At 26.4% G+C, this 21,135-nt stretch carries 20 protein-coding genes and 1 tRNA gene; all 21 read right to left on the minus strand.

The window, feature by feature from the left end; all coding sequences use genetic code 11:
* Nucleotides 1–59 precede the first annotated feature (59 nt).
* On the minus strand, nucleotides 60–1,328 hold the full coding sequence (locus tag CRU91_RS05275) for a lipopolysaccharide biosynthesis protein (protein ID WP_113894130.1): 1,269 nt from the start codon (nucleotides 1,326–1,328) through the stop codon (nucleotides 60–62).
* A 20-nt stretch (nucleotides 1,329–1,348) separates the two neighbouring features.
* On the minus strand, nucleotides 1,349–1,906 hold the full coding sequence (locus tag CRU91_RS12160) for a hypothetical protein (protein ID WP_146951593.1): 558 nt from the start codon (nucleotides 1,904–1,906) through the stop codon (nucleotides 1,349–1,351).
* 1,196 nt (nucleotides 1,907–3,102) lie between these two features.
* On the minus strand, nucleotides 3,103–3,474 hold the full coding sequence (locus tag CRU91_RS05285; protein WP_113894134.1) for a GtrA family protein: 372 nt from the start codon (nucleotides 3,472–3,474) through the stop codon (nucleotides 3,103–3,105).
* Nucleotides 3,464–4,444, minus strand: coding sequence for a glycosyltransferase family 2 protein (locus CRU91_RS05290; protein ID WP_113894136.1), 981 nt, complete (start codon nucleotides 4,442–4,444; stop codon nucleotides 3,464–3,466). The genes CRU91_RS05285 and CRU91_RS05290 overlap by 11 nt, the downstream gene beginning before the upstream one ends.
* Nucleotides 4,437–5,528, minus strand: coding sequence for an FAD-dependent oxidoreductase (locus CRU91_RS05295; RefSeq protein WP_113894138.1), 1,092 nt, complete (start codon nucleotides 5,526–5,528; stop codon nucleotides 4,437–4,439). The genes CRU91_RS05290 and CRU91_RS05295 overlap by 8 nt, the downstream gene beginning before the upstream one ends.
* Nucleotides 5,525–6,229 (minus strand): SDR family NAD(P)-dependent oxidoreductase, encoded by a 705-nt coding sequence (locus CRU91_RS05300; protein WP_113894140.1) that lies wholly within the window; start codon nucleotides 6,227–6,229, stop codon nucleotides 5,525–5,527. The genes CRU91_RS05295 and CRU91_RS05300 overlap by 4 nt, the downstream gene beginning before the upstream one ends.
* 13 nt (nucleotides 6,230–6,242) lie before the next feature.
* A complete protein-coding gene (locus CRU91_RS05305; RefSeq protein WP_113894142.1) occupies nucleotides 6,243–7,331 on the minus strand; it encodes a DegT/DnrJ/EryC1/StrS family aminotransferase in 1,089 nt (362 codons plus the stop codon).
* 2 nt (nucleotides 7,332–7,333) lie between these two features.
* Nucleotides 7,334–7,912, minus strand: coding sequence for an acyltransferase (locus tag CRU91_RS05310; RefSeq protein ID WP_113894144.1), 579 nt, complete (start codon nucleotides 7,910–7,912; stop codon nucleotides 7,334–7,336).
* Nucleotides 7,913–7,915: 3 nt separating this feature from the next.
* Nucleotides 7,916–8,878 (minus strand): Gfo/Idh/MocA family oxidoreductase, encoded by a 963-nt coding sequence (locus tag CRU91_RS05315; protein ID WP_113894146.1) that lies wholly within the window; start codon nucleotides 8,876–8,878, stop codon nucleotides 7,916–7,918.
* A 1-nt stretch (nucleotide 8,879) separates the two neighbouring features.
* Nucleotides 8,880–10,148 carry a nucleotide sugar dehydrogenase gene (locus tag CRU91_RS05320; RefSeq protein ID WP_113894219.1) on the minus strand — a complete coding sequence of 423 codons (1,269 nt, stop codon included), beginning with the start codon at nucleotides 10,146–10,148 and terminating at the stop codon, nucleotides 8,880–8,882.
* Nucleotides 10,149–10,152: 4 nt separating this feature from the next.
* Nucleotides 10,153–11,235 (minus strand): dTDP-glucose 4,6-dehydratase, encoded by a 1,083-nt coding sequence (gene rfbB, locus CRU91_RS05325; RefSeq protein ID WP_113894148.1) that lies wholly within the window; start codon nucleotides 11,233–11,235, stop codon nucleotides 10,153–10,155.
* Nucleotides 11,225–11,992, minus strand: coding sequence for an NAD-dependent epimerase/dehydratase family protein (locus CRU91_RS05330; protein WP_113894151.1), 768 nt, complete (start codon nucleotides 11,990–11,992; stop codon nucleotides 11,225–11,227). The genes rfbB and CRU91_RS05330 overlap by 11 nt, the downstream gene beginning before the upstream one ends.
* Complete coding sequence (rfbC, locus tag CRU91_RS05335) at nucleotides 11,985–12,560, minus strand: dTDP-4-dehydrorhamnose 3,5-epimerase (protein ID WP_113894153.1); 576 nt, start codon at nucleotides 12,558–12,560, stop codon at nucleotides 11,985–11,987. Before rfbC ends, CRU91_RS05330 begins: the two co-directional genes overlap by 8 nt.
* Nucleotides 12,541–13,443 carry a glucose-1-phosphate thymidylyltransferase RfbA gene (gene rfbA, locus CRU91_RS05340; protein ID WP_113894155.1) on the minus strand — a complete coding sequence of 301 codons (903 nt, stop codon included), beginning with the start codon at nucleotides 13,441–13,443 and terminating at the stop codon, nucleotides 12,541–12,543. The genes rfbC and rfbA overlap by 20 nt, the downstream gene beginning before the upstream one ends.
* A 1-nt stretch (nucleotide 13,444) precedes the next feature.
* The gene (locus tag CRU91_RS05345; protein WP_113894157.1) at nucleotides 13,445–14,395 is read right to left on the minus strand and encodes a Wzz/FepE/Etk N-terminal domain-containing protein; all 951 of its coding nucleotides are present in this window, start codon (nucleotides 14,393–14,395) and stop codon (nucleotides 13,445–13,447) included.
* 35 nt (nucleotides 14,396–14,430) lie between these two features.
* A tRNA-Glu gene (locus CRU91_RS05350) sits at nucleotides 14,431–14,506 on the minus strand.
* Nucleotides 14,507–14,567: 61 nt separating this feature from the next.
* Complete coding sequence (locus CRU91_RS05355; RefSeq protein WP_113894159.1) at nucleotides 14,568–15,011, minus strand: Sua5 YciO YrdC YwlC family protein; 444 nt, start codon at nucleotides 15,009–15,011, stop codon at nucleotides 14,568–14,570.
* Nucleotides 15,011–18,253, minus strand: coding sequence for a carbamoyl-phosphate synthase large subunit (gene carB / locus CRU91_RS05360; RefSeq protein ID WP_113894161.1), 3,243 nt, complete (start codon nucleotides 18,251–18,253; stop codon nucleotides 15,011–15,013). Before carB ends, CRU91_RS05355 begins: the two co-directional genes overlap by 1 nt.
* 113 nt (nucleotides 18,254–18,366) lie before the next feature.
* The gene (nhaA, locus tag CRU91_RS05365) at nucleotides 18,367–19,683 is read right to left on the minus strand and encodes a Na+/H+ antiporter NhaA (RefSeq protein ID WP_235826956.1); all 1,317 of its coding nucleotides are present in this window, start codon (nucleotides 19,681–19,683) and stop codon (nucleotides 18,367–18,369) included.
* Nucleotides 19,676–19,870 carry an exodeoxyribonuclease VII small subunit gene (gene xseB / locus CRU91_RS05370; protein WP_113894163.1) on the minus strand — a complete coding sequence of 65 codons (195 nt, stop codon included), beginning with the start codon at nucleotides 19,868–19,870 and terminating at the stop codon, nucleotides 19,676–19,678. Before xseB ends, nhaA begins: the two co-directional genes overlap by 8 nt.
* Complete coding sequence (gene metX, locus CRU91_RS05375; RefSeq protein ID WP_113894164.1) at nucleotides 19,871–20,977, minus strand: homoserine O-acetyltransferase MetX; 1,107 nt, start codon at nucleotides 20,975–20,977, stop codon at nucleotides 19,871–19,873.
* Between the last annotated feature and the right edge of the window lie 158 nt (nucleotides 20,978–21,135).

Consider the following 21,135-nt stretch of genomic DNA (forward strand, 5'->3'; position numbering starts at 1 on the left):
ATAAATTTTCTACATTACTAAAATAATTTCATCTTTAATACTCATTTAATGATTTCTAATTATATCCCAATTCTACTTATAATTTTAATGATAATATATAAATAAACTAAATATACTATATAGGAAATAATCACATAACAAATAAGAAATGTATCTAAATTAAATTGCATATAAAATGCTATAGTAAAAAAGCAAATACTTGTCATTAAATAACAATATTGCCAATTTGCTAAAATTTTAAGTTCTTCATAAACTACTAAAGATATACTAATTGGAGATACAATAAATTTAATTAAAAATATTAATGAAAGATATTTTGCTATTTCTCCTGATATAAGCCAATCTTTACCAAAAATTATTTCAAATAAATAGGGGGCAAATATATATATAAAAATACTTATTGGTAGTGCAATTATAAACAATTTTTTAATAGTAGTTTTTAATAAAGGCATACTATTTTTTTTATTCTTCCTATTTTCAGAAATTTCTTGAAAAAAAACTTGAGATATTGAATTTGCTATTAGAGAGCTTGGTAAATCTATTAATTTTTGAGCAAGAGAAAAATGCCCACTTACTGATATATTAAATATCTTTGGGATAAGAATAAAAGGCAATTGCAAAGTCAATATATTAGATAAAGAAGAAATTAAATTATACCTTGGAAATCTACTATATTTCTTTCCCAAGGCTACTATCTTTATTTTTGATATTTTTGATATTAATACTTTATTCTTTAAAATATTTTTTAAAAGTTTTATATTTGCAAACATATTTGATAAAATTTGTCCACTTATAAGTCCATCTACTCCTTGCTTAATAAAACCTATACTTAACTGCACTATTGCTAAAACTAATGATTTTAAAATAGTTGCATTTCTTAAATCTTTGTAATTCTTTTTCCTATTGTTAAAATAATTTAATATATTAAATAATCCTATAAAAAAAACTGTTATTGGTATAAAATATAACCAAAAACTTATTTCTTTATTTCCTAATAACATGGTAAAGTAATCATTGAATACTATAACTAAGATTAGAAGTATCAAAGATATAAAACAAGTTATTATAAATCCAAGTGCAAATATATTTATAGCATTTTCATCTTTCCTTGGAAGCATTATAGCCAATTCATATCTTCCATTTGCAATACTTCCAAGTATAGCTGTAATAGCTACAAAAAGTGCAAATACCCCAAAATCTTCAGGAGTATATATTCTTGTAAGTATTGGGCTAATTGCTATGGGTATAGCTTGAGCTATAGTTGTTCCTGTCATAAGAGTAAGAACATTTTTGCTAAATTCTGATTTTGGTTTAAATTTATTTATCATTTATTTCTTTTATTAAATTTTTAATTAGATATAGGTTTCCACAATTCTTGAGTTTCATTTCTTGATTTCAAAAACAAAGTTCCAATTTTAACATAATTTTTTGGAAAACTTAAATTTAATTTATTTAATAAATTTATATCTAATGATCTTCTTCCTTTTGGAGCAACTAAAATCCAAGAATTTTTAAGTTTTTCACTAGGAACATTACTTAAAATTTTATAAGCTGACTCATTACTACCTTTATATCCACCTAACAACCATGGAGCACCCACATATTTAGCTTCTAAAAAAATATTTGCACCTGAAGTTGCTCCAGTCATATCTAACAAATATACTATGTTATTTTGTATTTTTATTTCCAATAATTTATCTATATAATTTTTCAAATCTTTATCTACTTTTACTCCACCTAAAATATCTACTTTTTCTGTTTGATACTTTACACTAGTATTTAGCCTATATGGATTTTGATATGCTTTTTCAATAATATTTAAAGTTAAAATAGATATTAATATACTTAAAAAAATATTAATTTTAATAAATACTTGCTTATTATCATTTATATATATTAATGTCATTATACCACCTATAGAAAAAATGAAAGACATATTCATATGTGGTATCATACTATTATTTGTACCAAAAGAGAATGTAAAACTAAGTAGTATTAATATGACTACTAAAGGAATAGTTTTAAATAATTCTTTTATCTTAATATACTTAGAATCTTCAAAATAATAAATAAAACCATAAATCATATAAATATTAATTGTAAATATTATAAATATAAACCATAATGATTCATAATTATATTTGATTATCAGTATATAAAATACTATAAATAAAATAGAAACTAAACTAAAATAGATAATTTTAATATTTATTTTAGTTTTTAAAAAAAATATTATGCAAAAAGAAAATAATAAAAATGGTATAGACAATGAAATCATTTTATACTTAAATATATAATAATAAAAATCAATAAAAAATTGAAAAAAGTTTTCTTTTAAATTGTATCCACTGTCAATAGTATTTATTATATCTAAACTAATTTTTACTTTATCAATATATTCAAATATGCTACCATTAATAAATATAATTTGAAAATATAAAATAAGTATAGATAATACTATAATCATAGTAACAGTTTTTTTATCAATTCTACTATAGTTATATATGTATATAAATATCGACACAATTGCCATAATAACTGCCGTTATAGGTTTTATTAAAAAAGATGTACAATAAAAAAAACTCAATAAAATATACTCTAACTTAAAAAATCCACTCTCTATATTTTTATAATTATTAATTATAATTAATAAAAAACTAATTATAAAATTAATACTTACAATTTGCAATAAATTATATGAAGGAGTAAATAACCAATGCTGATAATAAATTAAAGAAGACATAGTTATTGTAATAACAAATAAATATTTTTCTGTATTACTAGTTTTAAGATTAAATTTAGTAGTTATAAATTTTAATAAATTTACTGAGAACATAAAAGAGGACAATAACAATAAAAAAATTCCTATACCTCTAACATATTTTATATTCCAATTAGTTAGTTTATATATAAATTGAGTATAATATCCCTCATTCATAGGGGATAAATACCAATTTTCTAGATACTTAGCTACTAGAATATAATAACTTTCATCAGTTGTATCAAGTCCTCTATCCAGATTTGATATTATAATAAATAGTATATATGAAAATAAACTCATAACAAAAAATAAAGTAAATTTATTGAAATTAATATATTGCATTATTTTACATCTCTCTCATTAAAAATTTTCTTATTTAATATATAACTAACTATAGTATAAATTATCATAGAAAATATTATTCCAAGAAATTTTTCTAGTAACAAAATTTCTACAAGAATATATAATATTAAATAACTAAAAATATAAGATATAAAGAAAACTAGTGTAAATCCTATAAAATCTTTTCTCCAATAATTTTTACTCTTAAATGTAAAAACTTTATTCATTACAAAACTATTTAAAAATGCTATCAAATAACCAAATGAATATGCTAAGTTATATGAAAAATCTAGCCATTTATAAAAAACAACTATTAGAACAAAAGATATCAAAGTATTTATAATACCAACTATTAAATATCTATAAATCATCTACAATATTCTTATCTCTTAATACTGAACTATTTGATTCTTTTTTAATATAATATAATGGTCTATTCTTACTTTCAACTAAAATCCTACTTATGTATTCGGAAATAACTGCTAAGAATATAAATAACATTGAAAATAAAAATGTTATCAGTACTATTGTCGAAGCCCATCCCGAAGCTATACTATTTGTTGAATCTAATAATTTATATATAAAAACTCCTCCTGATGTTAAAAAAAGTAAAAAGCTTATAAGAACACTTAATAAAGAAACTATCCTAAGTGGCATGCTAGAAAAACTTATTATTGCATCTAAAGATGCATTTATTAATTTAAAATAATTATATTTAGTTGTCCCTGCAAATCTCTTTTCTCTATTAAAAGGTATACTTCCTACGGAAAATCCAACATATGCATATAACATTTTCATATATCTATTTGATTCTTTTAGTTGAATCAAAGAATTAACAGCTTTTCTATTAAATACTCTAAAATCACCCGCATCATCTGGTATTTTTAAACCTGTTAATTTTGTTGTTATCCTATAAAATAATTTAGAAGAAATTTTTTTAAGGAAACTTTCTCCATCTCTTGATGTACGAGCAGCATAAACAATATCATATTTTTCTTCTATTGCTTTATTTATCAAAGAAGGTATTAAACTTGGAGAGTCTTGTAAATCTGAGTCCATCATAACAACATAATCTCCTATACAACTATCCAATCCAGCAGTCATAGCAATCTCTCTTCCATAATTTCTAGATAAAGAGATTAATCTAATATTTTTTTCATTAAGTAATATTTTTTCAATAATTTTTGTAGTATTATCAATAGAACCGTCATCTATTAAAAGAAGTTCATAGTTCAAATAATTTAACTTTAAAACTTTAATTGTTTCATCAATATACTTTTTAATACAATCTTCCTCATTAAAAACTGGAGCAACAACACTTACCAAAATATCATTATTCATATATTTCCTTTAAATAATTCTCTAAATCATATATATTATCAATTTTTGAACCTAAAATTGAATATATGTTTGGTTTGTTATTATGTTTTTTTATAACAATAGGTCTTCCATCATTATCTTCATTTCTAGAAACTATTGTTTTAATTGTATATAAAGATTTAATATATTCAGCTTTATCTATTATAGGAACATATCTACTTGCATCTTTTATCATATACAGAGATTTTGTTTGAGGTTTTATTTTTAAAAGTTCATAAGGATTAATACATTTTTCTTTCTCAAACCAAGAATAATGTGGAGTATATCTAACATGACTCAAAGAATGACAATTATAAGTAGGGAAAGGCATACTTGACCAATATTCACCATCCATTATAGTGATACCTAAAGTTTTTAACTCTTTAGGAGGTTTAATCAAAGCTATTTCTGCAAATTCTAATTTAAAATCTAATAATGAGAAATTACTATTTTGTAATAAGTTATTAATACTAGCATATGTAATGTTAAATAAATTATCTGTTGAATAAATTTCTCCAGTTTGAGTAAGAACTAAAGCTTTTTCTTTTTTTTCAATTTTATTTACAGAAGTATTATACTTTATTTCAACATTAGAAAATTTAGACAATTCTTGTAATAATATTTCCTTAATAATATAAGCATTAAAGGCTACTTCTTTAGTTAAATAAACATTTTCTATTAAATTTCTATTAAATAATCCCTTAATATCTGAGGTAGCTTCTTTCAAAGGAATTTGAATTTTATTACAAAAATTCTCAAATTGATTAGCATTTATATATGAATTTTTTTGAGCTATTGCATAAATTTTTTTAAATTCTCCACTGATTGCAGTTTTATATTCTTCACAAAATATTTCATAATGATTATGAGAACTTAACGCTGTAGGGTAACTTCTTGGATAATGGTATCCATTATGTACTCTGGCTTGATTTATTAAAGATGCATTTTGAAATGCTTTTGAATTAGACTCTAATATTAAAACTTTTTTATTTATTTTTGCAAAAAAAAGAGCTGTTCTTAATCCAAAAAAACCAGCTCCTATAACAATAACATCATAAAAATTCATCTTAAATATTGTCCACCATTTATATCAATAACACATCCTGTCATAAATTTTGCATGTTTTTCTATGATAAATAAAATTAATTCTGCAATATCTTCAGGTTGAGCTGCACAATTTAAAGGTACTTTTTGAATATTTTGTTCATATAAACCATCAACTAAATTATTTGTCATTCCAGTATTATCAGTTATACCTGGTGCAATTCCTACAACTCTTACATTTGGAGCAAATTTTAAAGAAACAGATTTTACCAGACTATGTATAGCTCCTTTTGAAGCTGAATAAGGATCATCATAACTACCTTTTTGAGCAGAGATAGAACCTAACAAAACAATAACTGCATTTTTATTTAATTTTAATTGAATACTTTTTATTATTAACATTGGAGAAAGTACATTTATATCAAATAATTCTTTTAAACCATTATAATCTTGTTCAAAAATAGATTTTCCAGGTAATATTCCTGCAAAATTTATAAAAGCATCAAATTTTATATTAATTTTTGAAAATATTTCTTCTATATTCTGTGGTTTACTAAAATCTACTTCAATTATATTTTGGTAATAAAAATCTAAATTTTTATTACTTTTTTTTCTCAAGAGAGGATAAATATTATACTTATTTTTATCAAGAAGTTCACAAAAAACTAATCCCATTCCAGAAGTAACACCAGAAACTAGTATATTTTTTTTAATATAACTCAATTTCTATTCCTTATTATAAATTCTTTACGATATACTCAATTTCCTCATCAGTAATATAAGGATTCATAGGCAAGCTCATAATTTCTTCTGATACTACTTCAGAGATAGGAAAATCACCTTTATTATATCCAAGATATTTAAAACACTCTTGTAAATGTAAAGGCATAGGATAATGAACTGCTGTTGGAATTCCAACTTTTTTTAATTTATTTTGAATTTCATCTCTATTTTTTACTCTTATTGAGTATTGAGCCCAAGCTGATGTTGATTTAGTATCCACATAAGGAAGTATTAGATTAGATTTGTTTTCTAAAGCTTTTGTGTATTTAGAAGCAACTTCAGCTCTTTTTGCCAAATCTTTTTTATAATACTTTAGTTTCACATTTAAAACTGCTGCTTGTATAGTGTCAAGTCTTCCACCTATACCAATATATTGATGATGATATCTTTTTGATTGTCCATGAAGTCTTAAAGATTTCATTTTAATAGCTAATTTTTCATCATTAGTAAAAACTGCTCCACCATCTCCATAGCATCCAAGTGGTTTTGCAGGGAAAAATGAAGTTGTTGAAATATCACCTAGTGTAGAATCAGAGATACCATTGAAAGTAGAACCAAAACTTTGAGCACCATCTATAATTACTTTAAGATTATATTTTTTAGATATTTGGTTTATTTTATTCATATCTGAAGGTTGCCCATAAAGAGATACTGGAATAATAGCTTTTGTTTTAGAAGTTATTTTTTCTTCTATTAAATCTGGATTTATATTATAAGTTTTTTCATCAATATCTACAAATACAGGGATAGCACCTAAAAATGCTATCATTTCAGCTGTTGCTATAAAAGTAAATGGAGTAGTTATAACTTCATCTCCTGGTTTTATATCAAGTGCCATCATAGCAAGAAGTAGTGCATCTGTACCATTACTACAAGTTATTGCATATTTTGCATCCGTAAACTCTTCTAAACTTTTCTCTAGTTCAGTAACTTCATTTCCCATGATAAAGTTACAATTTCTAGCTACTTTTAGTATAGATTCTTCTATCTCTTCTTTATAAAGATTATGTTGGTATTGTAAATTTGCAAAATCTATCTTCATTTTTACTCTTTTATTAAAATTAAATTATCATTTTCTATTTTATATCTACTATTATCAAAGCTATCAATAGCGATATTATTCTCATCAAATTTTAGTGTATTTCCAGCTTTTGAAACCCATCCGATTTGTTTTGCAGGTACTCCTACCATAAGAGCATATGGTTTTACATCTTTATTTACTACTGCGCCACTTCCAATAAGTGCATATTTTCCAATAGTTACTCCACAAACAACAGTAGCGTTTGCTCCAATACTACAGCCTTTTTTAAGAATTGTTTTTTTAAACTCTTCTTTCCGTACTATAAAAGCTCTTGGATTTATAACATTTGTAAATACAATAGAAGGTCCTAAAAAAACATCATCTTCTACTTCAACACCTTCATATATAGAAATATTATTTTGAACTTTTACACCATTTCCAATATTTACTTTTGGACCAACTACACAGTTTTGCCCAAATGAACAATTGCTCCCAATATGTGAACCATTTAATATATGTGAAAAATGCCAAATTTTAGTATCATCCCCTATAATTACATTTTCATCAATATAACTCGACTCATGTGCAAAATAAGAAGCCATATATTATCCTAAAACTTTTTTACAAAATGGATGAGATTTTTCATCTAAATTAGTTATTTGCATTTTTCTAATATCAGAGACTATCACTATTGAATTTTTTGCATCATCAAGACCAAATCCACCACCATTTAAAATATCTTTATATGATTTTGTATGTAAATCTGTAAAACCTTCACTAAATTCAAACTCTTCTCCATCAACAGTTATACTTCTAAATGTAGTTTTCCCTGTAGCTTTTATCTCTTCTGGAATATAATCATAATTTACAGATAAAAACCATCTAACATTTGCATTTTTTAGTTTCATATATCCAGCATTTACATCAGGATTTTTTATATATACAATATTTTCTTGTAGTTCTCCAAAAATCCAAGATAACATATCAAAAAAGTGGACTCCAATATTTGAAGCTATTCCACCTGATTTTTTTTCATCACCTTTCCAAGATTCAAAGTACCATTTACCACGACTTGTTAAATATGTTAAATCAATATCATAAACCTTAGATGGATTTTTTTCTAACTCTTTTGATATTCTTTCTTTTAAAGCAATTATAGAATCATGAAGTCTTAATTGTAGTATTGTATATACTTTTTTCCCACTCTCTTTTTCTACTATTTTTAAATCATCTATTTGATTTGGGTTTAAAACTAAAGGTTTTTCACAAATAGCATTTGCACCACTTTTTAAAGCAAATCTAATATGACTATCATGTAAATAATTTGGTGTAGTAATAGCCATATAATCTATATTTTCACCACTTCGTTTAAAATTATCAACAAATGAACTAAATCTTTCGAATTCTGTAAAAAAATCCGCTTGTGGAAAATTGCTATCCATTATCCCAATACCATCATAAGTATCCATAGCAACCACAAGCTCATTTTCTGTCTCTTTTATAGCTTTCATATGTCTTGGTGCTATATATCCACTAGCTCCAATAAGTGCAAAATTTATTTTTTTCATTTTATAATCTCCATGTAGGTTCTTCTACTATACCTTTTACATCTATTACAATAGGTATACCTTTTGACATTCCTTTATAATCATTTGTAGAGATATTTTTAAACTTATCATGATTTACTGCAACTATAATAGCATCATATCTTTCACTATTAAGTGGTAATTCTTCTAAAAAATTAAGAGGTTTTATATTTTTATCACTTTCATCTATCCAATAATCATAAACTTCAATATTACATTTAAACTCTTCAAGTTCTTTTATAATATCAAGAACTTTTGAATTTCTCATATCAGGACAATTTTCTTTAAATGTAGCTCCAAGAACCAATATATTTGAACCATTTAATTTTTTATTTTCACTAACAATTAATTTTAAAGTCTTATCAGCTATATATTTACTAATACCATTATTAATTTGTCTTGCACCTAAAATTAAGTTTGGCATATATCCTAAACTTTGAGCTTTATGTGTAAGGTAGTATGGATCAACACCTATACAATGTCCTCCAACAAGTCCTGGGAAAAGTTTGATAAAATTCCATTTTGTAGCAGCTGCTTCTATAACATCTTGTGTATTTATATCCATTAAATCAAAAATCATAGCAAGTTCATTTATAAGTGCAATATTAACATCTCTTTGTGTATTTTCTATAACTTTTGCAGCTTCAGCAACTTTGATAGTTGGTGCAAGATGAGTTCCTGCTGTTATGATACTTTTATATAATTCATCCACTTTTTTAGAAATTTCTGGTGTTGAACCAGATGTTATCTTAAGTATTTTTGTAACAGTATGCTCTTTATCTCCTGGATTTATTCTCTCGGGAGAGTATCCACAGAAAAAATCTTTATTGAACTTAAATCCACTAAACTCTTCTAAAATAGGAACACAAATCTCTTCAGTAACACCTGGATAAACTGTACTTTCATATATTACAATATCATTTCTCTTTAATACTTTTGCTACAGTTTCAGTTGATTTTATAATAGGAGTTAAATCTGGTTCATTATTATCTTTTATTGGAGTGGGAACAGTAACTATATAAATATTAGAGTCTTTTATATCTTCAATATTCATAGTAAATTTCATACCATTTTTAATAGCATCTTTCATCTGACTTTCATCTAATTCTAAGGTTCTATCAAAAGCTCTTTTTAACTCTTCTATTCTTGAATTATCTATATCAAAACCAACAACTTCATATTTTTCACTAAAAGCATGAGCTAAAGGAAGCCCTACATATCCTAACCCAACTATACATATACTATTCTCCATAAAGTTAACCTTTTGCATTATATTTTCCTAAATACCAGCTAATAGTTTTCACTATTCCTGTGTCAAAGTTCTCATCTGCTTTCCAACCAAGTTCATTTTCAAGCTTTGTAGCATCTATTGCATATCTTCTATCATGTCCTGCTCTATCTTCTACAAATGTTATTAATTCTTTATAAGATTTTGGAAACTGAACTTTAGTCCAGCCCATAGGAACTGAAGTCCCTGTTACAAGTGGTAATTTTTCATCAAGTATTTCACAAATTCTATTTACTATTTGTAGATTTGTTCTTTCATTTCTTCCACCAATATTATATGTTTCTCCAGTCTTTCCATTATGATAACAAAGGTCTATTCCTTTACAGTGGTCAAGTACATACAACCAATCTCTTATATTTTTTCCATCACCATAAATAGGAATTGGATTTTGTTTTAAAGCATTTCTTATAATAGTTGGGATTAATTTTTCATCATGTTGTTTTGGTCCATAGTTATTCGAACAGTTTGTAATAACTGTATTTAGACCATAAGTTTCGTTATATGCTCTTATTATCATATCACTACTAGCTTTAGAAGCTGAATATGGAGAGTTTGGAGCATAGGGAGTCTTTTCGGTAAATAAATCATTTGGATCTTCTGATAGTGTTCCATACACTTCATCTGTCGATATATGATGAAATCTACAATCTTGGTAATTTGATTTATAAACAAATGGTTTATCCATCCAATATTTATATGCTACATCTATCAAAGTAAAAGTTCCATTTACATTTGTTTGCACGAAAACTCCTGGATTTTTGATACTATTATCAACATGAGATTCAGCTGCAAAGTGAATAACACCTTTTATATCAAACTCATTAAAAATAAACTCTATCAGTTCACGATTACAAATATCACCTTTAATAAATTTATATCTAGGATTATTTTCACACTCTTTTAAATTTTCCAAATCTCCTGCATAAGTTAAAAGATCTAGATTCACTAAATTATAGTTAGGATATTTATCTAAAAAATATGGTACAAAGTTACTTCCTATAAATCCTGCACATCCTGTTACAAGTATTGTTTTATTATTGTTATTTAACATTTGAACTCCTATAATAATCTAAATATGTATTGAAAAGTTTTTGTTTAAATTCAAAATTATTTATTATATAATTAACATTTTGAATATTTTTTTTAAATTCTTTTATTATATCTACAACTTCACCAAGTGTTGTTATATAGACTTTCTCTGGTTCAATATATAAATCATTTTGTAAACCATTTTGAATAGTAAAAATAAATTCATCTACTATATCTTGAACATAAACATAGTGCATTTCAATATTTCTATCAAAACAATTTATTTCTATATTATTTATACTATTATAAATCCAAGTAGAAATAACTGAATTATAATTTGCTTTGCACCCTTCTCCAAAAACATGTGGCAATCTATATATAGAACAATTAGTATTTATATATTTTGAATATTCTTCTATTAAAACTTCTGCTTCTCGTTTTGTTTTACCATATTCATTTTTAAGAAGCTTAGCATGTATTGTTGAAGCCATCAAAATAGGTATTTTTTTATCCTGTTTTTTAAGAATATTTATAATATTTTGAGTAAGCAAAGTATTTGAAGTTTTAAAATCATCTCCTGAACTATTTGGTCTAACTTCTCCTGCAAGATGAATTATAAAATCACTTTGAATAATATGTTTTTCTAATATATCTAATGAATCATTTCTATTAAATTCTAAGATATTAAAATCATCAATATTTAATTTTTTTAACAAATTTTTACCTATAAAACCATTTGAACCAGTTATTAAAATATTGTAAGATTTTGAATTAAACATAATAATTTACTCCAAATTCAAACAAATCTTTTGTTTCATTAAGTTTTGGTTGTTTTGTATCTTTTAAAGATAGATTTAACTCTTCTTTATTCAAAATCCAATCTATATTTAAACTATCATCATCAAAAGCAATTCCTCTATCACATTCAGGACTATAATAGTTATCTACTTTATAAGCGAACACTGTATTATCTTCAAGAACTACAAATCCATGTGCAAAACCTCTTGGAACTAGTAATTGTCTTTTATTTTCACTAGACAGTTCAACTGCTACATATTGTCCAAAAGTTGGAGATTTTTTTCTTATATCAACTGCAACATCTAATACTCTTCCTTGTATAACTCTTACAAGTTTTGTTTGTGCAAATGGTGGAACTTGATAATGTAAACCTCTTAATACACCTTTAGAAGATTTTGATTCATTATCTTGGCAAAAATCTATTTTATATCCCAAAAACTCTTCAAGTTTATCAGCTCGAAATGTCTCTACAAAGTATCCTCTACTATCACCATAAACTTTTGGTTCAATTATTACTACATCAGGAATATTAGTTCTTTGAAATTGCATATAATTTCCCTTGTTGTGCTCTTCTTATTAAATATTGTCCATATTGATTTTTATTTAAAGGTTCAGCTAATTCTAGTAATTTTTCTTTAGAAATATATCCCATTTCATAAGCTATCTCCTCAAGACAAGCTACTTTTAGACTTTGTCTATTTTCAATAGTTTGAATAAAACTTGAAGCTTCTAGTAAACTTTCATGAGTTCCAGTATCAAGCCAAGCGTAGCCTCTTCCCATAAGTTCTACTTTTAATCTATCTTCATTTAGGTATTCTTGATTTAAAGTTGTAATTTCTAATTCTCCTCGATCACTTGGTTTTACATTCTTTGCTTTTTTCACTACATCATTTGGGTAAAAATACAATCCAACAACAGCATAGTTTGATTTTGGATTATTTGGTTTTTCTTCAATTGAGATTACATCACCATTATCATTAAATTCAGCAACTCCATATCTTTCAGGATCTTTTACATAATATCCAAAAACAGTTGCTTTGTTTTCATCATTTATATTTTTTATACTTTGTGCTAGAAGTTGAGTTAAACCATGTCCATAAAAAATATTATCCCCCAAAACCAAACAAGCATCATCTCCATTTAAAAACTCTTCTCCTAAGATAAATGCCTGTGCTAAACCATCTGGACGTGGTTGAACTACATATTCAAATCTCATTCCCAAATCTTTTCCATCTCCTAGAAGATTTATAAAACTTTGTTGGTCTTGTGGAGTTGTTATAATCAAAACTTCTTTAATTCCAGCTAACATTAAAACTGAAAGTGGATAATATATCATTGGTTTATCATATATTGGAACTAATTGCTTACTTACACCCTTTGTAATTGGATATAATCTTGTTCCACTTCCACCTGCTAATATTATGCCTTTCATTTTAATTTTCTTCTCTTTTCATACTATTCACAAACTGCATAAAAAATACAAAAAATATAGACAAGATAAATCCAGTTACAAAAGCAACTGCAACTATAAGAGGTTTTTTAGGTTTTACAGGATATTCATTTACCAAAATACTCCCTACAACTTCACTATTTTTTAGATTATGAGGAAAAGAAAGAGTTTCAAGTATCTTCTTTCTATCTAATAATTTATTTATTTCAACATTTATTAGATTTTCTTTTTTTTCTATGAGGTCATATAAATTTGATTTATTTGAAATAATAGCATTAGATATATCTCTTTTTTCCATAAGTTTAAGAGCAGAGATAGATGGATCTAACTTATTTATATTTTTTAGAGTTTCTGTTACTGAATTCATTTGTTCTTCTAAATTTAAAATATTTTGATTATATAACTCAATTTTTTTCTCTATATTTACAAGTTTATCATCTTCAATATTTTTTATAGTTAAAGCAATATTTTTCAAATCAAATTCATTTTTTTCTTTTACATCATCTAGTAATTTTGTATGTTCACTTCTTATATATTCGATTACTTCATTCAGCCCTTCTATAGCATCAGTATTTGATGAAGCTTCACTAGAAATCTCTATAAAATTTTTCATACCTTTTAAAGTAGTTATTTTAGTAATTTCAAACTCTTTATCTACAATATTTTTTCTTAAATCTATAAAAATAGTAGATAGTTTTTTTGATAAATTATCAACATTATCTATTGTTATATCTTGATTTGCTTCAGTCTTATACGTACCTATTTCAACTAAAGCCGTTACTTCATATATTGGTGTTTTTAAACTTACATAAATTATCGATAATATCGTGATAATTGATGTAAATATAACTATAAAAATCTTTTTATTCCAAATAGTTTTAAATAATTCTATTAAATCTATCTCATCTTCTTGTATATACTTTTCATTTTGCACAAATTTCCCCTTGAGTTATTTCTAATATTTTAATTTGGCGACCCCAGCAAGATTCGAACTTGCGTGTTTAGGAGGAAATCCTAACGTCCTTGGCCACTAGACGACGGGGTCAAAGTAGGTATTATATTTTATTTTTTGTTTTATTTTACTTAAAATGATAATAAAAAATCATCTACCTAATTTTTTTTAATTTCTTATTTTTTAACATATATATTTTAGAAGCTGTTGTTTCAAAAAAACCAAAATTATTTTCTACTATAACATCTGTATTTAAAAATGCAAACTCATACTCAAAATTACAAGAAGTTTTATTTGCTGAAGTCGAATACAATATATCAAATTTATCTATAAAATCATAAAATTTTGAGACTTTATCAACAACTCTAAATGATTTTAAATTCGAATATATAAAAGTAGTTTTTTTACTATTTCTTACAAATTTTCTATGATATTTTGGAACTCTTGTAAAGTTATTTAATGTTTTAAAAGAGTTCACAGTATGTAAAATTTTTTTTGATTTTTCTCTTTGTTTTAGCTTTGTTAGTTTTTCATCATTTGAAGATGAAAAACCAACTGTTGTATCTGTTTGTACTAGATAAACTAAGCTAGAGTTCATTAATAGTTTAAGAACTCTTGAATAGATTTTGGAGTCGAAACATCTTTAGTTTTCAGCTCTTTTATTGCTTCAGTTGCAGCATTTGCAGCAGCTACAGTTGTAAAATATGGAACATTCATTCTTAGAACCGCTCTTCTTATATCTTTACCATCATCTTTTGATGATTCTTGCTCTCCACTTGTATTAATAGCCATTGCAATATCACCATTTGTTAGTAAATCAGTGATATTTGGTCTTCCTTCACTCACCTTCAATACTTTTTCACAAGGTATACCAGCTTCAGATATAATTTTTTCTGTTCCGCCAGTTGCACATATACTAAATCCACTATCGTTTAGTTCTTTTGCAATACTAGAAGCAAACTCTTTATCCAAATCACATAAAGAGATAAATACTTTTCCAGATTTTGGAAGTGAGTTTTTAGCAGCACTTTGAGATTTTGCAAATGCCATAGCAAAATTATCAGCAATTCCCATAACCTCACCAGTAGATTTCATCTCTGGACTTAAAAGTAAATCAGCACCTACAAGTTTATTAAATGGGAAAACAGACTCTTTTACTGCAACATGATTTTTAAGTTTTGGTTTTAAAACACCATTATCTTCATAAACAATATCTCTATCATAAACTTTTAAAGCATCTCGTAAACTATGTCCCCACATAACTCTCGTTGCTACTTTTGCAAGTGGAATTCCTGTTGCTTTAGATACAAATGGAACTGTTCTACTCGCTCTTGGATTCACTTCAATTAAATATATTTCACCTTTGTGAATTGCATATTGAACATTCATCAATCCTACAACTCCAAGTCCTAAAGCCATAGCTTTTGTTTTTACTTCAAGTTCTTTGATTAATTTGTCTTCTATGCTAATTGGTGGTAATGAACAAGCTGAATCTCCTGAGTGAATACCTGCTTCTTCAATATGTTGCATAATTCCACCAATATATGCCTCTTTACCATCACAAATACAATCAACATCTAGTTCAATTGCTCTATCTAAGAATTTATCAATTAATACTGGTGCATCATTTGAAACTGAAACTGCTTCATCCATATATTGTTTTAGCTCTTCAGTTGAATAAACGATTTTCATCCCTCTTCCACCAAGAACAAAAGATGGTCTAACCAATACTGGATAACCTATTTTTTCAGCTATTTGTATTGCTTCATCAATCTTTACAGCTGTTCCATTTTCTGGTTGTAAAAGTCCTATTTTTTCAACAAATGCAGAGAATTTTTTTCTATCTTCAGCTAAATCAATAACTTCAGCTGTTGTTCCTATAATTTTTGCTCCAATATTTGTTAAAGCATTTGCTAGTTTTAATGGAGTTTGCCCACCAAAATGTACTATAACACCATCTGGCTGCTCTTTTTCAACAACACTTCTTACGTGTTCAAAATCAATTGGTTCAAAATATAATACATCAGATGTATCATAATCTGTTGAAACAGTTTCAGGGTTGCAGTTATACATAATTGTTTTTACACCCATTTCAGTTAAAGCAAAACTTGCGTGTACACAACAATAATCAAACTCTATTCCTTGCCCAATTCTATTAGGACCTCCTCCAATAATCATAACTTTTTTATCACTTGATTTTGGCTTTTCTATTTTTGGAATTTTTGTAACATTTGTAGTTGAATATAAATATTGATTTAAAGCTTTAAATTCTCCAGCACAAGTATCAACTTCATTATATTCGAAATCTATATCTAAAGTTTTTCTGGCTGTATATACATCTTCTTCAGTTTTTCCAATAATATCTGCAATAAACTTATCGCTAAATCCATTTGATTTAACAGTTCTTAAAAGTTCTTCATCTTTTAAAATAGCTGGTGTCATAGCAAGTTCAAGTTCATAAAGTTCTCTAAACTTAGCTAAAAACCAAGGATCAATTTTTGATAATTCAAAAATTTCATCATTCGTTAAGCCTTCTCTCATACCTTGCATTAAGTATTGAAGTCTTTTATCATTTGGTCTATTTATTTCTCTTTTTATAGTTTCTAAATCTGCTTCAATTTTATCAAACCCACTCAAACCTGTTTCTAAAGAACAATAAGCTTTTTGGATACATTCATTAAAATTTCTTCCAATAGACATAACTTCACCAACAGATTTCATAGATGTTGTTAAAGTTGAGTTTGCTTTTGGGAACTTTTCAAATGTAAATCTTGGAACTTTTGAAACTATATAATCAACTGCTGGTTCAAAACTAGCTAGTGTTCCAGTCATATCATTTACAATCTCATCTAAAGTAAATCCAACCGCTAAAAGTGTAGAAACTTTTGCTATTGGATAACCAGTTGCTTTTGAAGCAAGTGCAGAACTTCTTGAAACTCTAGGATTCATCTCAATTACAATCATTCTTCCAGTTTTTGGGCACATAGAAAATTGTACATTTGAACCACCACTATTTACTCCAATTTCTCTTAGAATAGCAAAAGAAGCTTCTCTCATAACTGCATACTCTTTATCTGTAAGAGTTAAAGCTGGTGCTATTGTTACAGAATCTCCTGTATGAACTCCCATTGGATCAAGATTTTCAATAGAACAAACTACAATACAATTGTCATTTGTATCTCTGATAATCTCCATTTCATACTCTTTCCAACCTAAAACTGATTCCATAATCTCAATTTCATTGATTGGTGAAGCATCAAGCCCAGCTTGTGCTAAAGCTTTAAACTCTTCCATATTATAAGCAACTCCACTTCCACCACCTGCTAGTGTAAATGCCGCTCTACTGATTACAGGAAAACCTATCTCTTTTGCAACTTTAACTGCCTCTTCCAAGGTATAAGCATTTTCACTTCTTGGTAAATCTAGTCCTATCTTTCTCATACATTCAGAGAAAAGATGTCTATCTTCTCCTCGTTTGATAGCTTCTGGATGAACTCCTAAAAAATTTATACCTTCTAAAAGACCTTTTTCATACATTGATGTCGCAACATTTAATGCTGTTTGACCACCCATAGTAGGTAAAATAGCATCAATGTTCTCTTTTTTAATTATATTTAAAACAACCTCTTCCGTGATTGGTTCAATATATGTCTTATCAGCAAATTCTGGATCTGTCATGATAGTTGCTGGATTTGAGTTAATCAAAATAACTCTATAACCAAGCTCTTTTAAAGTTTTAGTAGCTTGTGTTCCTGAATAGTCAAACTCACACGCTTGTCCTATAACAATTGGTCCTGAACCTATAAGTAAAATATTTTTTATATCTTCTCTTTTTGGCATAAACTTTCCTTTCGCTGATTTAAAATTTGGCAAGTTTATCGAAAAAGTGCTTAAGTTTTTGTTACATTTATAGTAGTTTTTGAGTAAAATTTGAATAATTTAAAATATAAAAGCTACTTGCTTTTATATTTTAATCTATGTTTAAGAATAATTAAAGTTACACCTATCAAAGTAGCAGCAAAAGATGCTAAGAAAATTCCTATTTTTATTGCAGAGATTATAACTTCATCTGTAAATGCTAAGTTTGCTATGAAAATTGACATTGTAAATCCAATTCCAGCTATAAATCCAACAGATAAAATCTCAAACCAAGAGATATTTGCAGGTTTTTTGATAAGTTTAAATTTTGTTGCAATATAAACAAAAGAAAAAATTCCTAAAGGTTTTCCAATTAAAAGCCCCAAAGCAACTCCTAAAACAACCATCAAATGTTGTGTTACTGCTGTAAAATCCAATAAAACTCCTGCATTTGAAAAAGCAAATATTGGCATAACAAAGAATGCTGAAAAACCATGTAAGTTGTGTTCTAATCTTATAAGTGGATTTTGAACTTTATCATATCCATAAGCAATTCCTTCTAAAGCATTTATTTGTCTATTATTCAAAATTGGATTTTCATCTTTATTTTTTTCAAACTCATCAAGACTAGATTTTGTTGTATCTATAAAATCTTTTTCGTCCATTTTAGAACTAATTGGAATAGCAAAAGCCAACAAAACTCCAGCAATAGTTGCATGAACTCCTGTTTCGTGGATAAACACCCATAAAAATGCACCTAAAATCAAATATGGTAAAAGTTTTTTAACATCAAAATAATTTAACAACCAAATTAAAGAATAAACTACTGAAACATGAATAAAATATTCTAAATGTAACTCGCTTGTATAAACTAAAGCAACAACCAAAATTGCTCCTAAATCATCAATTACAGCAAGAGCAACTAAAAAAAGTTTAACTAAAGGATTTACTCTTTTTCCTAAAAGCATCAAAATAGCTATAGCAAAAGCCGTATCAGTACCCATAGGAATCCCAAATCCTATCATATTATCTGGATTAAAATATATATAAACTAAAGCTGGGACTATCATACCACCCAATGATGCTACAAATGGAAATAACGCTTTTGTTGCTCCTGCTAATTCACCTATTAAAAACTCTCGTTTTATCTCTAAACTAACCATTAAAAAGAATAGTGCCATCAAACCATCATTTATCCAAAGTCTTATTGGCATAGTTATAGTTTGACTTCCTAAAGCTAAACCAAAATCTTTATCCCAAAAATCAAAATACATAGATCCTAAATTTGAATTTGCTATAAATATTGCAAAAACTGTAACAAATATCAGTAAAAGCCCACTTAAAGCCTCTTTTGATATAAAAGTATCTATTACCCTACTTCTTTTTTGAATTTTACCACCTATTTCAATCATCTTTATTCACCGTATTAAAGATTAATTTTGCCTCATCCAAAAGTTTTTGTGCATTTTCTAGCTGATTAAGCCCATCTTTATAAAGTTTTAATGAATCACTAAGCGTGATTTGTGGGTTTGAAAGTTTTTCTAAAATCTCTTTTGCTTGTAATATTTTATCTTCAAAATTTATATTTTTTTCTTCCATTTAATGCTCCTTTAAAATATCTCTTATATATTCTTCAAATTTATCGACTTCAACTAAAAAAGAGTCATGTCCACTAGAACTATCAACTAGCTTAAAAGTCACTTGCTCTTTTTTTCCTATTTTTATCATAATATCTCTTATCTCTTCCATCTCTTTTGCAAAAAACAACATATCATCACTAAATGCTATTAAGTGCAAATTTCCTTCTATTTTTAAAAAACTATCCTCTAATTTATCTTTATTTCTTCCCGCATCAAAAATATTTATTGTTTTACAAATGTATAAATACGATAATGGATCAAAAAATTTTGGAAAACTATACGAATTATATTCAAGATATTTTTCTATTTCAAATCTTCCAAAAAGTTCATACAATCCATCTGTTTGAACATAATCTCTTCCAAATTTTTTATTAAAAAGTTCAGGGCTTAAATATGCTATAAGACCAGCCATTCTTCCAACTGCAAGACCAGGTAAACCTAAGGCTTGTAAATCATCTTGTTCATAATTTCCATTTTTAAACTTTGGGTCATGTCTTATAGCCTCAAGTGCAATCTTATTTATAGCAATAACCCAAGGTCTTGTATATGCTGTTGTTGCCATTGCAATATAATGTTTTGCAAAGGTTGGTTGTTCTATTGCATAACAAAGTACTTGCATACCTCCCATACTTCCACCAATAACTGCAATTGCATTTTTTATACCTAACTTTTCATAAAGTTTCATTTGTGCTTTTACAATATCCGAAATTGTCAAAACAGGAAATTTTAATCTATACTCTTTTTTTGTAGCTGGGTCAATACTCATAGGACTTGTAGAGCCATAAGAACTTCCAATATTGTTTGAACAAATTACAAAATATTTTCTTGTATCTATAACTTTTCCATCTCCAATAAACTTATCCCACCAACCAGCTTTTGGTTCATTCTCATAACGTCCTGCTGCATGATGGCTTCCAGAAAGTGCATGACAAATAATAATTACATTTGATTTATCTTCATTTAATGTTCCATAAGTCTCATAAATAATCTCAAATTTCTCTAAAAGTCGTCCACTTTCAAGATATAATGGTTCATTAAATTTCTCTATTTTTGTCTCTATCTTCAAATTTTATTCCAAATTTATTAGTTTTTTTAGTTTAGAGTTTATCAAAACTAATATAAAAAAGCCTTTTAGTAACAAAAAGTATATAAATTAATAAATATTTAAGAGAAATATCTATAAATATAAGTTAATTTTTATAAAATTATCATAAATTAAGGAAA

This window comes from Aliarcobacter vitoriensis (genome assembly GCF_003316695.1).
GTDB lineage: Bacteria > Campylobacterota > Campylobacteria > Campylobacterales > Arcobacteraceae > Aliarcobacter > Aliarcobacter vitoriensis.

What these genes read in the sequence shown, in the direction of transcription:
- rfbA (WP_113894155.1), bottom strand. Translation starts at nt 13,443, where the DNA reads ATGAAAGGCATAATATTAGCAGGTGGAAGTGGAACAAGATTATATCCA.
- CRU91_RS05295 (WP_113894138.1), bottom strand. Translation starts at nt 5,528, where the DNA reads ATGAATTTTTATGATGTTATTGTTATAGGAGCTGGTTTTTTTGGATTA.
- xseB (WP_113894163.1), bottom strand. Translation starts at nt 19,870, where the DNA reads ATGGAAGAAAAAAATATAAATTTTGAAGATAAAATATTACAAGCAAAA.
- CRU91_RS05290 (WP_113894136.1), bottom strand. Translation starts at nt 4,444, where the DNA reads ATGAATAATGATATTTTGGTAAGTGTTGTTGCTCCAGTTTTTAATGAG.
- CRU91_RS05305 (WP_113894142.1), bottom strand. Translation starts at nt 7,331, where the DNA reads ATGAAGATAGATTTTGCAAATTTACAATACCAACATAATCTTTATAAA.
- CRU91_RS05285 (WP_113894134.1), bottom strand. Translation starts at nt 3,474, where the DNA reads ATGATTTATAGATATTTAATAGTTGGTATTATAAATACTTTGATATCT.
- rfbC (WP_113894153.1), bottom strand. Translation starts at nt 12,560, where the DNA reads ATGCAATTTCAAAGAACTAATATTCCTGATGTAGTAATAATTGAACCA.
- carB (WP_113894161.1), bottom strand. Translation starts at nt 18,253, where the DNA reads ATGCCAAAAAGAGAAGATATAAAAAATATTTTACTTATAGGTTCAGGA.
- CRU91_RS05310 (WP_113894144.1), bottom strand. Translation starts at nt 7,912, where the DNA reads ATGGCTTCTTATTTTGCACATGAGTCGAGTTATATTGATGAAAATGTA.
- CRU91_RS05330 (WP_113894151.1), bottom strand. Translation starts at nt 11,992, where the DNA reads ATGTTTAATTCAAAATCTTACAATATTTTAATAACTGGTTCAAATGGT.
- rfbB (WP_113894148.1), bottom strand. Translation starts at nt 11,235, where the DNA reads ATGTTAAATAACAATAATAAAACAATACTTGTAACAGGATGTGCAGGA.
- CRU91_RS05315 (WP_113894146.1), bottom strand. Translation starts at nt 8,878, where the DNA reads ATGAAAAAAATAAATTTTGCACTTATTGGAGCTAGTGGATATATAGCA.
- nhaA (WP_235826956.1), bottom strand. Translation starts at nt 19,683, where the DNA reads ATGATTGAAATAGGTGGTAAAATTCAAAAAAGAAGTAGGGTAATAGAT.
- CRU91_RS05355 (WP_113894159.1), bottom strand. Translation starts at nt 15,011, where the DNA reads ATGAACTCTAGCTTAGTTTATCTAGTACAAACAGATACAACAGTTGGT.
- CRU91_RS12160 (WP_146951593.1), bottom strand. Translation starts at nt 1,906, where the DNA reads ATGACATTAATATATATAAATGATAATAAGCAAGTATTTATTAAAATT.
- CRU91_RS05320 (WP_113894219.1), bottom strand. Translation starts at nt 10,148, where the DNA reads ATGGAGAATAGTATATGTATAGTTGGGTTAGGATATGTAGGGCTTCCT.
- CRU91_RS05275 (WP_113894130.1), bottom strand. Translation starts at nt 1,328, where the DNA reads ATGATAAATAAATTTAAACCAAAATCAGAATTTAGCAAAAATGTTCTT.